The 14,335-nt window shown below is 43.8% G+C and carries 11 protein-coding genes and 4 pseudogenes; 1 reads left to right on the top strand and 14 read right to left on the bottom strand.

Going from position 1 to position 14,335, the window contains the following annotated elements; translation table 11 throughout:
• Positions 1-15: 15 nt before the first annotated feature.
• From FOF60_RS01895 to FOF60_RS01855, 11 genes and pseudogenes are all read right to left on the bottom strand, one after another.
• Positions 16-1,716: a glycosyltransferase family 4 protein gene (locus FOF60_RS01895; RefSeq protein WP_192473379.1), complete on the bottom strand. Its 1,701-nt coding sequence runs from the start codon at positions 1,714-1,716 to the stop codon at positions 16-18.
• A gap of 997 nt (positions 1,717-2,713) precedes the next feature.
• Positions 2,714-3,147, bottom strand: a pseudogene (locus tag FOF60_RS24515) (hypothetical protein); the annotation flags it as partial.
• A 173-nt stretch (positions 3,148-3,320) separates the two neighbouring features.
• Positions 3,321-3,606, bottom strand: a pseudogene (locus FOF60_RS24510) (hypothetical protein); the annotation flags it as partial.
• Positions 3,607-3,834: 228 nt separating this feature from the next.
• A pseudogene (locus FOF60_RS24505) lies at positions 3,835-4,336 on the bottom strand (hypothetical protein); the annotation flags it as partial.
• Positions 4,337-4,402: 66 nt separating this feature from the next.
• Positions 4,403-4,972, bottom strand: a pseudogene (locus FOF60_RS24500) (CsxC family protein); the annotation flags it as partial.
• Between the two features lie 452 nt (positions 4,973-5,424).
• Entirely contained in the window at positions 5,425-6,228 is an 804-nt protein-coding gene (mutM, locus tag FOF60_RS01880; protein ID WP_192473506.1) for a bifunctional DNA-formamidopyrimidine glycosylase/DNA-(apurinic or apyrimidinic site) lyase, read from the bottom strand.
• Positions 6,229-6,421: 193 nt separating this feature from the next.
• Positions 6,422-7,081, bottom strand: coding sequence for a DUF429 domain-containing protein (locus FOF60_RS01875; RefSeq protein WP_192473499.1), 660 nt, complete (start codon positions 7,079-7,081; stop codon positions 6,422-6,424).
• Positions 7,082-7,134: 53 nt separating this feature from the next.
• Positions 7,135-8,064, bottom strand: coding sequence for a hypothetical protein (locus FOF60_RS24495; RefSeq protein ID WP_413632787.1), 930 nt, complete (start codon positions 8,062-8,064; stop codon positions 7,135-7,137).
• A 65-nt stretch (positions 8,065-8,129) separates the two neighbouring features.
• Positions 8,130-8,747 (bottom strand): HAD family hydrolase, encoded by a 618-nt coding sequence (locus FOF60_RS01865; RefSeq protein WP_192473498.1) that lies wholly within the window; start codon positions 8,745-8,747, stop codon positions 8,130-8,132.
• 118 nt (positions 8,748-8,865) lie between these two features.
• On the bottom strand, positions 8,866-10,236 hold the full coding sequence (rlmD, locus tag FOF60_RS01860; RefSeq protein ID WP_192473505.1) for a 23S rRNA (uracil(1939)-C(5))-methyltransferase RlmD: 1,371 nt from the start codon (positions 10,234-10,236) through the stop codon (positions 8,866-8,868).
• A gap of 149 nt (positions 10,237-10,385) precedes the next feature.
• Positions 10,386-10,742, bottom strand: coding sequence for a hypothetical protein (locus FOF60_RS01855; RefSeq protein ID WP_192473497.1), 357 nt, complete (start codon positions 10,740-10,742; stop codon positions 10,386-10,388).
• Positions 10,743-10,921: 179 nt separating this feature from the next.
• On the opposite strand from FOF60_RS01855, the gene FOF60_RS01850 reads away from it, so the two are divergent.
• Entirely contained in the window at positions 10,922-11,197 is a 276-nt protein-coding gene (locus FOF60_RS01850) for a hypothetical protein (protein WP_192473496.1), read from the top strand.
• A gap of 42 nt (positions 11,198-11,239) precedes the next feature.
• Here FOF60_RS01850 and FOF60_RS01845 read toward each other — a convergent pair whose 3' ends face one another.
• From FOF60_RS01845 to FOF60_RS01835, 3 genes are all read right to left on the bottom strand, one after another.
• Positions 11,240-11,689 carry a BsuPI-related putative proteinase inhibitor gene (locus FOF60_RS01845; RefSeq protein ID WP_192473495.1) on the bottom strand — a complete coding sequence of 150 codons (450 nt, stop codon included), beginning with the start codon at positions 11,687-11,689 and terminating at the stop codon, positions 11,240-11,242.
• A 134-nt stretch (positions 11,690-11,823) separates the two neighbouring features.
• A complete protein-coding gene (locus tag FOF60_RS01840) occupies positions 11,824-12,714 on the bottom strand; it encodes an ABC transporter permease subunit (protein WP_192473494.1) in 891 nt (296 codons plus the stop codon).
• The gene (locus tag FOF60_RS01835) at positions 12,707-13,660 is read right to left on the bottom strand and encodes an ABC transporter permease subunit (protein WP_192473493.1); all 954 of its coding nucleotides are present in this window, start codon (positions 13,658-13,660) and stop codon (positions 12,707-12,709) included. Before FOF60_RS01835 ends, FOF60_RS01840 begins: the two co-directional genes overlap by 8 nt.
• Positions 13,661-14,335: the final 675 nt, after the last annotated feature.

Raw genomic sequence — 14,335 nt, 5'->3', positions numbered from 1 at the left:
GCAGGGCTTAGCACTTTAATAGTTTTGAATATCAAAGAAGAATTCCGGGTAAGACGCTGCATCTCCGAGTACTTTAAGATATTCAAGATTGGAATCCTTCTCATTTTCTTCATCGGTGACTAACATTGCCAGCAAGTAAAAATCAGCATTGTAAGGATAAAGCTTCTTTAAACTCTTCAATCTTTTCTTAGCCTCTTGCTTCCTCTGCAGCCTCATGAGAGACAGGATCATCCATCTGGCTGCAACAGCCTTTTCCACCGCATTCCCCTGTTCGTATTGAGACTGGAATTCTTCCAGCCCTTTTTCATAATCCTTTACTAAAAATGAACTGTAACCGGGGTAATTCAGCAACTGCAGCTTATTTACCGCGTTCACAGGACAAAAACAATCCTCTGTCAGGCCCTGCTCTCCATTTTTTCGGCGAGCCATTACCTCCCACCTGGCTATTCGAGGTACTTTCTCTATCTCATGAAGGACAGGCACTTTAACCAGATCGGCATTCGTCACTCTTAAAAACTTTCTCAATTTATCATAATCCCCGGGATTTATAAAATCCTCAGGCTGGACAGCCATCTCCCAGTCATCATGCATTCCCTCTATGTCGTGGGATGCAATCTGTTTATAATATGCGTAGATGTCCTGGATGATGGTATCCCAATGGTACTGTTTTGCCGTTGTTAATCCATTTGCTATTAAACTCTCTTTTATCTCATCATTTTTTAAAACCTCGAGAATCTTGGCAGCCATATCCTCTGGGTCCTTCATATTGCATATATACGCATTTTTTTGATGAGCTGCATATTCCAGGGATCCCCGATTATTAGTGGTCACAACGGGGCACCCACATGCCATCGCCTCTAAAGGCGGAAGCGGGAAGTTTTCATAAGACGATCCGCATGCGTACAAATCCGCACCTCTATATAAATTACCGATCATTTGTTGAGGAGGATTGACAAAAACCTTTGCGACACTGGTTTTCATCTTGTCAGATGGCTGTTCTGGAGTGATCCAATAAAGGTCAATATCCACCTCTTTTTTTACCTTTTCATAAGCTTCAATAATATCTGGTATCCGCTTAAATGAGGAGCTTTCACCGCCCACCATCAATATATACGGACGTTCTCCAATCACCTTTTCTCCATGAACTGAGAAGATTTTGTCATCTACTGCATTCGGAAAAACCTCTGCTTCTCTCCTATAAACATCCCCGATCAATTCTGATGCTTGATTAGAAACTGTGAATAAGAACGGAACGATATCAAATTGCTTGTGAATGAAGTTTTTGAGCGTGGAATTCATTGTTTCATAGTCAAAAAGATGAAAATCTCCCTGTTCAAAATAAACAACAGGGGCAATTCCCGTTTCAATGCATGCCTGAATATGGTCCCAATAAGTCGCGACAATCACATCACAATTTGGAATCCCTTTTGCCAGGTCAAGATCAAAGGGAACTTGGATATAATCCGCTTCAATCGGAAACCAGCTCGGCTTCTGGAAATGGGATACCAACGTTACTTTAGCTCCTGCTTTGGTCAGTTTATTTGCGTGTTCGATTATGACTTTTACTCCTCCCGAAATCGCTACAAGGGTCATTGCATAGACAATATGGAGCTGTTGTTTCTTGCTTTTCCTTGCTTGAGTTAAGTGTTGCTTTTCAGCATAAGGAAGACGTGCTAACCGTTTATTGAATTCATTTGCTCTGAGTTCTTGGAACAATAGCAAACACCTCCAAATTACCATGAAAGGTATTCCTTTTGAGGTAAGTGATTTTGATTTTAAAGAAAGCAGTATAATTTACTTTATGTTTCACTAATTAAATGTTTCTTTTATTAATTCTTTAAGGGTTAAGATTAACATTTTATATGAACGGTTTATTTCAAATAATAACTGATCCCAAAATCATTAAATGTGTACAATTGCTCTAGGTTTGAGCCAGCCTATTTAAAAATTAATCTTTTAATATTTTTCTTTCGAATTGTATAAATACAAACGTTTATAAAAAAACAAAATAGAGGAAAGATTAAACTCTTCCCTCTAAATTTTTGGCTATGTCAGAACTCATTGTTGTTCTAAAACTACGTTGATTAAAGCGGAAGGCGCGAGGGGAGTCAATGAACTTGAAGACCTCCACGCCTCCAGTGAAAGCGAAGCAAGCGACGAGAGAAATCATCAAGCAAGTTTAACATAGCCCTTAACCCTTAACCCTTAACCCTTAACTAATATATCCTATATGACAAGTCGCTATTGCTATATCATCACCTAAATTAAGTGCACCAACAAATACTCCCTCAACCGTACCAGTAAAAGTAGTTCCACCGGCATTAATAGAAGTTGCTTGATTTAGGATAGAACTTAGTGCTGTTCTAATTGCTGCTTCACATTCCTCTTCACAACCTAATGGAGGCTCCGGCTCTGGTAACGGTAGGAATTCTAGGCCGTTAGATGTAAACGTACCCTGTTGAAGTATAATGGCAACAATTTCGCAAATATTTACTATAGCAACAAGTTGACCTCCTGGACCTTCAAGTCTTACTGCACCATTACCAATGATCTCAACTGGGAATCCTGCTCCAGTACTAGCGTCATTTTCAGTTCTAATATTTATAGAAATATCATTATTTTCGTCACCATCATTATTAATTTCTACAATTTGTTCTAAAAGATTTCTTATTTGTTCTGTACAAATACATCCAATATCCGGACAATCACATTCTCCTGTTGGTCCTTGGGGTCCTGTTGGTCCTGTTGGTCCCGTTGGTCCCGTTGGTCCTGTTGGTCCTGTTGGTCCTGTTGGTCCTGTTGGTCCTGTTGGTCCCGTCGGTCCTGTTGGTCCTGTCGGTCCAGTCGGCCCCGTTGGTCCTGTTGGCCCTGTTGGCCCTGTTGGTCCTGTCGGTCCGGTCGGTCCTGTCGGTCCGGTCGGCCCCGTTGGTCCTGTTGGCCCTGTTGGTCCTGTTGGTCCTGTTGGCCCTGTTGGCCCTGTTGGTCCGGTTGGTCCGGTCGGCCCTGTTGGTCCGGTTGGCCCTGTTGGTCCGGTTGGTCCTGTTGGTCCCGTCGGTCCTGTTGGTCCTGTTGGTCCCGTCGGTCCTGTTGGTCCTGTTGGTCCGGTCGGTCCAGTTGGTCGGTTGGCCCTGTTGGCCCTGTTGGTCCGGTCGGTCCTGTTGGTCCGTTGGCCCCGTCGGCCCGGTTGGCCCTGTTGGTCCTGTGGTCCTGTTGGTCCTGTTGGTCCTGTTGGTCCTGTTGGTCGGTCGGTCCTGTTGGTCCCGTTGGCCCTGTTGGCCCTGTTGGTCCGGTCGGTCCGGTTGGTCCGTTGGCCCCGTCGGCCCTGTTGGCCCTGTTGGTCCAGTTGGTCCTGTTGGTCCTGTTGGTCCTGTTGGTCCTGTTGGCCCTGTTGGTCCTGTTGGTCCTGTTGGTCGGTCGGTCCGGTTGGTCCCGTTGGTCAGTCGGCCCTGTTGGTCCTGTTGGCCCCGTTGGTCCGTTGGTCCTGTCGGTCCGGTCGGTCCCGTTGGTCCTGTTGGTCGGTTGGCCCTGTTGGCCCTGTTGGTCCTGTCGGTCCGGTCGGTCCGTTGGTCCTGTTGGTCCGGTTGGCCCTGTTGGTCCTGTTGGCCCCGTTGGTCCGGTCGGTCCTGTTGGTCCTGTTGGTCGGTTGGTCCCGTCGGTCCGGTCGGCCCTGTTGGTCCTGTTGGCCCTGTTGGTCCGGTTGGTCCGTTGGTCCCGTTGGTCCGGTTGGCCCTGTTGGTCCGGTCGGTCCGGTTGGTCCTGTTGGTCCCGTTGGCCCCGTCGGCCCTGTTGGTCCTGTTGGCCCGTTGGTCCCGTTGGTCCAGTCGGCCCTGTTGGTCCTGTTGGCCCTGTTGGCCCTGTTGGTCCGGTCGGTCCTGTTGGTCCGTTGGCCCCGTCGGCCCTGTTGGCCCCGTTGGTCCCGTTGGTCCGGTCGGTCCTGTTGGTCCTGTTGGTCCCGTCGGTCCGGTCGGTCCGTTGGTCCTGTTGGTCCGGTTGGCCCTGTTGGCCCTGTTGGTCCGTCGGTCCGGTTGGTCCGTTGGCCCGTCGGCCCTGTTGGCCCTGTTGGTCCTGTTGGTCCCGTCGGCCCCGTCGGCCCTGTTGGTCCGGTTGGTCCGGTTGGTCCGGTTGGTCCCGTCGGTCCTGTTGGTCCTGTTGGTCCGGTCGGTCCCGTTGGTCCGGTTGGCCCTGTTGGTCCGGTCGGTCCTGTTGGTCCCGTTGGTCCAGTCGGCCCTGTTGGTCCTGTTGCTCCAGTCGCTCCGGTGTCCCCGATAGGCCCGATTCCCCCGGTCGGTCCCGTCGGTCCGGTTGGCCCTGTTGGCCCAGTCGGTCCCGGAGCTCCTCCACCTATTGGAACTTGTTGCTTCTGAAGAAGCTTGATTGTAAACTTGACGATCATCTTTTCCACGATGTTCCTAAAGGTTCCTTCAAATATTGCTCCCTCTTGTAAAGGCATCCTGTCTGTTGCTTCATCGTACTCTACAATATTACTGGAGACCAAATCACAGTATGGAAGTTCATTATAGTGTTGGGTACTGGCTTGCTGATATCTCGAAGGGTCGCTCGTTAGCAGCTCATCTTTTTCTGGATAGCCTTCCGATAAAGGTTCGGTAAGCAAGAAATCAAATTCCCTGCGCTCGTTAAACCGAACGTCTACTGGACGAGTTATGAACTCCCTAATTGGAGTGGCACACTCAAAAGGAGCTTTCACGGTAAGAGATCGGATATTTGAGTCTATAGACTTCCGCTTCCATCCCGTTGGTGCAGCAGCGTATCTGATATTTTTTTCTACATATCCTTTAATGAACAGCTGATTGGTTGGCACCAGAAGGCGACATTGAACGAGGACTACTCGTTTTTTTATATCCTTGATTTCTAGTACATCTTCCGGAAAAGTAATGTCAGCTTTAACTGAGGTACTAACTTCAATTTCAGCTAAAACTACAGGTACCTTGCTTATCCTTGCATCAAAATTCACGTCTGGTACTACGTTTCTGTTTGAACAATTGCTAATATTCGCCGAAAAATCCTTATTGTGATTCTCTTTATCTCTCAATAATCTCACTCCCTTATTTTTTATTGAGAACACAATATCTTATGGATATTTTTAATAAGAGGATTGGACTATTTGTATAAAAGCCAGAATTCACGGGGAAATTCCACACCTGCCTTAGAATAAAATCGTGGCGAAAGCGTAGAGGAAGGATAAGATTTGAAGTTATTTTTAATTTTTTCAAAAAGGGTGGAATTAAAACTCCATCCCCTCAAGTCCTTCTACAAATCAAAGTGAGCAGTTTTATGTCTTGGGATACAAAAAAGCCTTATCCAACAAAGGATAAGGCTTTCATATGTATGCAAGTACAATCCTTGCAAGAGTTTCACGATGTGCAGTATTTATTTGGCTACCCTGGGATGTTACAGGATTATCATTTATTGCTGGCAATTAGGACAAAAGTAAGTCTTCCGTGAAGAGATTTCACTTTTTATAATGGAAGCATTGCAGCGAGAACATTCTTTACCTTCTCTGTCATAAACATAAAATTGATACCCTCCTGTTTTTTCATCTCCTTTATATAGCGGGTCTTCCATATAACCACCTTGTTGAATTCCTCTTTTAAGGATGAATTGAATCGAATGATATAGCCGTGATAATTGTTGATTTTCAAGATCATTAATTTTTTTATCAGGGCGAATCTCTGCATGCCAGAGTATTTCATCAGAATACCCATTCCCTATTCCAGCCAGCACTTCTTGATTGATTAATGTTGTTTTAATTGTTCCTCTTCTTTTTTCCATTAATTGATGAAAGGCATCCAATGTAAAATCAGGATCAAGCACTTCAGGTCCCAGTTTTTTCAACTCTTCGTCGACCTCTTCAGCTGATAAAAGGTGCAGGTAGCCCAATCGCAGTCCAATGAAAAATAAATGTTGTTCCCCGAATGAAAGCTTTACCTGAATGGTCCTGTCTGGTTTATCTTCCTCTTTGCCAAAAAACATCCATCCGCCAAGCATCAGGTGCAATAATAAACATTTTCCATCCTGTAATTGAAATATTAAATATTTTGCTCTTCTAGTAATCGTTTTTATGGCTTGATTTGATACTTGCATAGTGAACCCGTCAACCGGTATGTTAATAGACTTTTCCCGCCCAATCTCAACATGCGAAATTTTTTGCCCGCCTATCAATGACCCCAGTAATGTTTTATATGTTTCCATCTCTGGCAATTCAGGCATAATTTTGTCCCCCATTTTACATTTTATTTTTACAGTATTTCCTACTGGGGAGTTATTATAATTTCTTAGATCTGGGTGAAAAATAGCTTTGAGTATAAAAAATACCCCGAACATTAGTCCGAAGGTAAATAAAACAATTATTTGTGACGACTATGGTTGAAGTGTATTTCCAATACTTTCGTCCAACTCCTACTTAACAGCAGTAGTCATAAGGATGCAGCGGATGACAAGCGGGGAATATCCACTTTGCATTATACGAAGGATCCTTCCAATGCCATGCACCTAACGCAGCGGCACATGCATCGATAGAATGGCTCTCTGCTTCAATTTCAATAGGTAATTGTGTAAGCCCCTGCTCCATAAACCAATTCCGAATATAACTTCTAGCTGATTGTTCTTGTTTGTAAGCCAACACATATCCAATATTGTGTTTGGACAGTCTCGATCCAATTACAGCGCCTGGATGGACTTCCACTAAAGAAATTGGATACGCGGAGTTTAAATTTTCAATTTCTCTACTAAGTTTTATTCCCCTTAATGTTAAATACACCATTCTATTTAAGGTTGGCGGCATGATTGACCCAGATTTCATCCCTAAATTCACAATGAATTTTCTTAGTTCCCGATCACCTTTTCTATCTCCTCCCCCGTCCTCATAGGATAATGGAGCATCAATCCCGATAACCAACTCATCCAACTGACTTTGTTCAAAAACCTCTCGCAATATGTCCTGATCACTTAAATGATTTACCCACTTAATTAATTGCAGATGTCTTCCCTCTTGTTTAAAAATAGTGAGAACTGTATCCTTATGATTTCTTGGCCCTGATAAATCGATTCCGATTACTCTCATATAATCCCACTCACTTCCATATTACAGGCTGTATACACAATGACCGATTTAGCTTAATGGACATTCAGCAATTTGATTAGCCGAATGACCTTTTGATCGTCCCCAGTATCAATATGGACGAGTTTTGTTTTTTGAATGATTTTTTCATAAAAATCTTTCCCTGCAGGATATTGACCATCCCAGCGCAAAGGGATATTGTACACATTGATCGTGCCGTCTCCATTATCACTATAAGTCACGGAACCATCCACCAAACGAGAACCTGCCAACTGGATGACATCCTCAGGATAACTGGCACTTGTTTCATCGTCAGGATTCAGTTTCTCCCCCGCTGGAATGTGCCGGACAATCAATTCATCGATTTCCTGATTGGGTGCCAGTTGCAGCCAAACTCGAGCGTATTCAATTTGATTACTTGTATATTTAGAAAGCGCCTCCCCGTCAGACTGATTTTCACTGTTTACAAAATCCTGGATCAGTATGACTTTGAATTTGCCATCATAGGAGATCCAACTGACTGAATCCACGCGACTCTTATCTTTAACTTCCGGCACTTCATCCATGATTTGTTTAGCCATATCGAACATCATTTCAGTTTCCTCATAATTTTCCCTATGTCCATCTTGGAGTTTTTTATTGATTTCCTGACTATACTCTTCCGTATCTGGCAGCAATTTAACTGTATAATTGGTCATTCCTGAGTCGCTTTCCCATACGTCCGTTTCATAATGCGTCCCATCAATCTTGTAGTGCGCATTCAGGTACTCATCGATATTCATATTTTCTGAGAGTTGTTCATCTGAAGCAACATCTGTTTCAGACGATTGCGCTTCCTCTCCATTATCGTCATCTAATTCAGTGTAGACAGTTTGATTTTCTTCCTCGTTTGTTGGTGACGAATCGCTCTTCCCTTCAGTCTGTGAGCAGCCTCCAACCATGACCAGCAAAGCCAATATTAAAACAATAAAAGGGATTCCCCTCATATTTTAACCTTCCTTTATGTACAGATTTAAATAATGTTTACCTTCAAATATTTGCTCATCATCCACTAGAATACTCTTAAAAGTTCTTCAAAACTCTTAACCTTCATATCATATTCACTTACTTGGCCAAATCCATATTCAGCATAAATAAAGGGAATATTAGCAAATCTGGCTGCTTCCAAGTCACCTTGTGTGTCACCCACATAAACTGGATTCAATAAGTTATTTCTCTCAATAACTAATTTAATATTTTCACCTTTTGATAGACCCGTTCTACCTGGATTTTCGAAGTCTAAAAAATACTTATCAAGCCTATGAAACTTATAAAAAGCTTCTATATAACCATCTTGGCAGTTACTGACGATGTATAGTTTGTATTTTTGAGAAAGCTCTTTTAGGACATTCTCTACATTGTGAAAAAGAACCCCTCCATTTTTTCCTAAGATAGATTGTTCTACTTCGCAACAATCTATTATTAATTTTTCCCGTTCTTTATTATTTAAGGCAGGGAAGAGTTTCTTGCTTATTTCATTCATCTGTAAACCCATCGTACCTTCAAAGTCTTTCCGGGTTAATTCAACATTTATGAGATTACTTTTTCTTATAACGTTATTCCAGGCACTAAGTACAGTGTCTATTGGATCCCAGATGGTTCCATCTAAATCAAAAATTATACTATCCAATCCATTTCACTCCCATTCAACCCTTTCCTTCAAGGGCTTTTAAGACCATACCAATATAACACACCAAAAGATGGAAATAAAACAAAGCCTTATCCGACAAAGGATAAGGCTCTCCTGCTTATGCTAATACAATCTTCGCAACAGCTTCACAATGCGTCGTCTGCGGGAACATGTCAACTGGCTGTACTTCAACTGTCTTATACCCGCCATCTTCTAGGAACCGCAAATCCCTGGCTAATGTGGCCGGGTTACATGATACGTACACAACCTGCTTTGGTTTCATGTCGATGATGGTTTGCAGCAGCGCTTCGTCGCAGCCTTTGCGCGGCGGGTCAACTACTAGCACATCTGCTGAGTTTCCTTCTTCATACCATGCCGGGATAACTCTTTCGGCTTCCCCTACTGCGAATTCGGCGTTGGTGATGCCGTTCAGTTCGGCGTTTCGCTTTGCGTCTTCAATGGCTTCGGGGACGATTTCGACGCCGAATACCTTCTTTGCTTTTTGCGCTAAAAATAACGAGATCGTGCCGATGCCGCAGTAGGCGTCAATAACGGACTCTTCGCCAGTAAGCTCAGTGTATTCAAGCGCTTTGTCGTAGAGCACCTTTGTCTGTTCAGGATTCACCTGATAGAACGAGCGTGCGGAAATAGCGAACTTGATGTCACCGATATAGTCATAGATGACCTCGCTGCCCCAGAGGATCTCTGTTTTGTCTCCCATGATCACATTCGTTTTCTTCGAGTTAATATTATGGACGATTGATTTTACCTTAGGCAGCCTTGCGACGATTTCATTCACCAGCTTATTTTGCTGAGGAATCTCATTTGTCCTGGTCACAATCACAACCATCAGCTCCCCGGTTTGTCTTCCGTAACGGGCCATGATGTGGCGAAGCACACCTTTATGTTTTTCCTCATTATAAGGTTGAATGCCCAGCTCGCTGGCGATTTCTTTTACCATCTTGATCGCCTCATTGATTTCGTGAAGATGGAGCAGGCTCTCGTCTGTATCGACAATTTCATGGCTGCGCGGCTTGAAGAAGCCTGCGATCAGCTTCCCGTCCTTTTCGCCAACTGGCACCTGTGCTTTGTTCCGGTAATGCCAGGGGTTGTCCATTCCCAAAATCGGATGAACCACAACATCCTCAAGCTTGCCAATCCGTGTCAGCACTTGCTTCACCTGGTTTTCCTTATACTTCAGCTGCCCCTCATAGCTGATATGCTGCAGCTGGCAGCCACCGTATTTATGGGCATCCTCAGCCGGACACTCAACACGGAAGGTGCTTCTTTCAAGAATCTCCATCAGGCGGCCAAAGCCATAACCCTTGTTCACCTTGGTCACTTTGATGTTTGCCTTTTCGCCAGGTAGTCCGCCCTGGACAAAAATCGGGTAGCCATCAACCTTGGCCACACCCGCTCCGTCATGCGTCAAATCTTCAAATACTACATCTATAAAATCGTTCTTTTTAACCGGGATTGTTTTACTCATCATTTCAAGTCCTTTGCTGTGAATTAGCTAAGTCAGATTTTATCATATTGCCTGGGGGATTGCGAAACGCATCAACCTGTTTTCAAAATACTGAAGCAAAACGACCGAGCCGTTTTGCTCCTTTTCAAAAAATATTACCAACCCTGTGGTCAATACCCTCCAGACCACGGTGTCGACTGGTATCCATATCCGCCAATGCCCGGTGTTCCCTGGTAACCATAAGCTCCGTAACCTGGAGAGCCCTGGAATCCATACCCTGGACCTCCTTGGTAGCCATATCCCGGGCCACCCTGGAACCCGTAACCTCCATATCCCGGGCCACCCGGATAACCGTACCCTCCAAAACCGCCTCCTCCTGGATATCCATACCCAGGACCATTAAGCAATTGTCCTCCCAGATAACCTATCCCAGCCCCTAATAAACCAGCAGCCAGAGTTCCGGCAGCGCCAGTTTCATATGATCTGGAATCATGATAATAAGGCATATTATGTGAATACATATACATGTAAATTGTCCCCTCTCAATAAGTGTGTTTATTATGTCCCTCTAACACCCTATGTGAGATTGGGCAAATGGTTTGGGTAACCTGCCCACTCTAGATGAAATTGGGCAGCCACTTAGGTAAACTACCATCTCTTCAATTCAATTTATGAATAGGATATTTGTTAAAGGGGGGTGATGAGCATGAAGGAAATCGAGCTTAAAATAAAAGAATTAGAGATGAAAATCGAGGAATTGGAAAGCCTGCAGGAAAACTTCCAGGAAACAATCCAGAACCAGCTGGACAACAATGATGTACGAACTTTAATGGAACAGATCTTAAACGAAAAAGACTTTGTCACAGCCCCGGATATGGAAAAAAGCTTAAGCAAAAGCCAGGTACAATTGATCAAGTGGATTGTCGGAACGGGAATCAGTACGATTTCGATTGTCATTGCCTTATTTGAATTTCTGAGATGAAAAAAGCGGAGGAAAAATCCATCCGCTTTCTGTACATTATTTTTACTGTACCGTGAATTCCTTCGTCACTTCGTACTTCTTCCCGTTCTTAGGTGTCATCCACGCAGTAAGAATATATTCTCCTTTTTCAAGCGACAATTCATGGAGGTTTATTTCATATGTCAGCGAATCCCCCTGCTTCAACTTCTCTTCTCCCAGTACCTGTAAAAAGGCCGCAACACTTGAGAACAAAAACACCTCACTGCCATCTTTCGTTTTAACCGAATAATCGTATCTTTGTGAACTCGTAAATTCTAGAGTCACTTCTTCCTCCGTCTGATTCTTCACTTCATATTGAAAAATCAGCGGGCTTTCCTCTGTCAAACTTGCAGCCATTTCTCCCGCCACGATTCCGGCACCTCCCTTATCCTCATCATTATTCGAAACCTGGTTTCCCGTTCCACAACCAGTGATCAGCAGCCCAAGCAGCAATATCATCCATAACTTTTTCATCTTCCGAACCTCCTGTTGAATAAACTCTTTATCTATTTGTCAGGAGAACCGTTCAAAAGGTTACATAAATAGATAAACTAAATCACCCATTTTTAAACAAAGGAGGAGAAGTGTCTGTCCACTTCTCCCCTCACCTAAGTTCTTTTATACTTTTTATCATAATACTGCTGCAAGCCGCTGCTGGTCATTGAAAAAGCAAAAATAGTCAAACCGATGGCAAGGGTTCCGGTGATTGGAAGCCACGGATGCGACCAGATATGTTGAGTGATATCCACAAAGTAGGTTGGCCACACATTGGAAGTGTTCAATGTCTTATACCCTCCACTAAGCTGGGAAACGAATTCGACACTTAAAAAGATTTCGATGATTCCGAGCTGGCCGATAAGAAACAGCGTTCTCCCCAAATCCGAGAAAAACTGGACGATGAAAGAAGGCCGGAGTGGCGGCCAGTAGTAGTTTTTCAACATTGTCAGCGGCGACGAGCCCGCGACAATTCCTGCTTCCACATAAGGCCTTTTTGAAATTTCCACCATCCCCTGATAAAAAATATCCGCTACCCTGCCCACTTCAATCATGGCCAGCACAATCAAAATCCACAGGTATCGATTATCCGAAAAAAGGATAAACGGGGTCCCGATGATTAAGATGACAAAGAAAATCGGAGGCATGAATGAAAACAAGCGGTTCCAGAGGATCAAGATTCTGTGAAAGAATCGCGAATAAAAACTCGCCATCGCCAAGGGAAGCGCAATGATATACCGGATCAGGACGATTGCAAGAATGGTTAACAGTGTTTCTTTCGTCCCCAGCAGCAGCCTGCTTAATAGGTCAACACCGTTATGGTCCGATCCAATCGGAAAATCCGCCGATGGCGCAAACGGAGGAAGTTCAAAGCCTCCACCTTCCTTTTGCCTCATGACCGTATCTTTTAATGAAGTATCCACGAACGGAAGATATGGTGCTATAAATGTAATGACCATTAGAAAAGACAATATGATCAAGCCAAATATCAGTGATTTATTCATGATTCATCTCCTGTGAAGCCGGGGTGACAAGACTTTTGAAAATCTGTGTGACCAGATTCGAAACCAAAATGATTGATGCAAAAAAGACCGTATAACCGACTGCCGAAATACCGTCCACCATGATTTCCAGACCAATCGTGAAGCCTGTGCCCCTCAGCACCGCGTCATACAGGCCATCAGCCGCTCCTTGGAAATTCATTAATTTTTCAACAATAAATAGGTTCGATAACACATAAAGTGTGATGGTATTCGAATGAGCCAAAATTCTCGGAAACGAATTTTTCAAGATATGTATGAACAGGATTTTCAAGCCTGCGGTTCCTTTTGACTGCGCAGTCCGAATGTAATCGTTCCCTTGTTGCTCCTGCAGACTTACATTAGTGATGTTCGCAAGGTAGAACACTGGATAAATCAACAGAAATAGAATCCCAACCACATAGGTTTCCAGCTTTTCACTTCCGTATAATGTAACATGGAAAAACAGACCTTTTTCATATAAATACATCAAACCAAGCTGGGTGACGATGATAAAAAAGAGATCCGGCATCGAGATGAAGAGCCACGTCGTCCCATTCCCTAAAAAGTTCAGCTTTTTCCTTTGCATCCTGAAATCAAAGATTCCTTTCAAGACTCCTAGAATATAAGCCAAAATCAGGGTTGGAACAATCAAAAGCAAGCTCTTCCACGCCTTGCCCGCTATCCGATTTCCATACGACTGGCCCGGGACAAACTCCCCGAGGTCAGGGTTCTCCTTTATAAATGCATAGAAACCCTTGATATTCTTGATATGCGTGTCCAATTCATAATCGTAGCTCGCGGATTTGAACTGTCCACCCTGCCCCGTCTCAAAATTCGTCTTAGCCGGCAAAAACAATATCCCAATAAACAAAAATACGCAGACGACCCATAACACAAACTGCTCGATTGCCTTTTTAAAATAAACCATGAAGCCTCCTGATGGACTGTATTTTATTGAACTATTACGCTGCAAAGATACAACAACAAACTACTTTTCTCCCAATCTCGAATTCTAGTCTTTTTTGACACTAGTTATATTTTACCATTTTTAATTTTTCAGAAAAGTATTTTTTTAGTTTTTATATTCAATCTCAACCGGAGATGGAAAATAGAGAAGGTTATGTGATGATAAACTGGAGATGTTTCCCATTCTTGTGACCGTGCTCTAACGATTTCCTCTTTCACGGCCACAAGTTCACCCTTCTTGTGACCGTGCTCTTGCAATTTCTTCTTTCACGGGCATAAGTTCAGCCTTCTTGTGACCGTGCTCTCATGACCTTTATATCAGGCAAAGGTGGGAAAGTAAGGTGGACAGTGCTCTTGCGTTTTCCTCTTTCACGGGCACATGGTTCCCCTTCTTGTGACAGTGCTCTTGCGTTTTCCTCTTTCACGGGCACATGGTTCCCCTTCTTGTGACAGTGCTCTCTCGTTTTTCTCTTTCACGGGCACAAAACACTATCCACAGGCACATTCATACTGGTTCTGTGAAGATAACCTCGAGGGATGCTCTTTTGTGGGTACATTAAATCGAGTATTTGACGACATTCTGAAAAAATACCATTTTACAGGTACATTGAAGCAGAAAAAGACGAAGCCCGCGGGC

The sequence above is a fragment of the Mesobacillus jeotgali genome (assembly GCF_014856545.2).
GTDB lineage: Bacteria > Bacillota > Bacilli > Bacillales > Cytobacillaceae > Mesobacillus.
The sequence above is the reverse complement of the archived record's forward strand: the minus strand, read 5'-3'. Positions and strand labels throughout refer to the sequence as shown.

Coding starts and splice junctions, on each gene's coding strand:
- rlmD (WP_192473505.1), bottom strand. CDS start 10,236: ATGAGTAAAACAATCCCGGTTAAAAAGAACGATTTTATAGATGTAGTA.
- mutM (WP_192473506.1), bottom strand. CDS start 6,228: ATGCCTGAATTGCCAGAGATGGAAACATATAAAACATTACTGGGGTCA.
- FOF60_RS01840 (WP_192473494.1), bottom strand. CDS start 12,714: ATGAATAAATCACTGATATTTGGCTTGATCATATTGTCTTTTCTAATG.
- FOF60_RS24495 (WP_413632787.1), bottom strand. CDS start 8,064: ATGAGGGGAATCCCTTTTATTGTTTTAATATTGGCTTTGCTGGTCATG.
- FOF60_RS01855 (WP_192473497.1), bottom strand. CDS start 10,742: ATGTATATGTATTCACATAATATGCCTTATTATCATGATTCCAGATCA.
- FOF60_RS01845 (WP_192473495.1), bottom strand. CDS start 11,689: ATGAAAAAGTTATGGATGATATTGCTGCTTGGGCTGCTGATCACTGGT.
- FOF60_RS01850 (WP_192473496.1), top strand. CDS start 10,922: ATGAAGGAAATCGAGCTTAAAATAAAAGAATTAGAGATGAAAATCGAG.
- FOF60_RS01875 (WP_192473499.1), bottom strand. CDS start 7,081: ATGAGAGTAATCGGAATCGATTTATCAGGGCCAAGAAATCATAAGGAT.
- FOF60_RS01835 (WP_192473493.1), bottom strand. CDS start 13,660: ATGGTTTATTTTAAAAAGGCAATCGAGCAGTTTGTGTTATGGGTCGTC.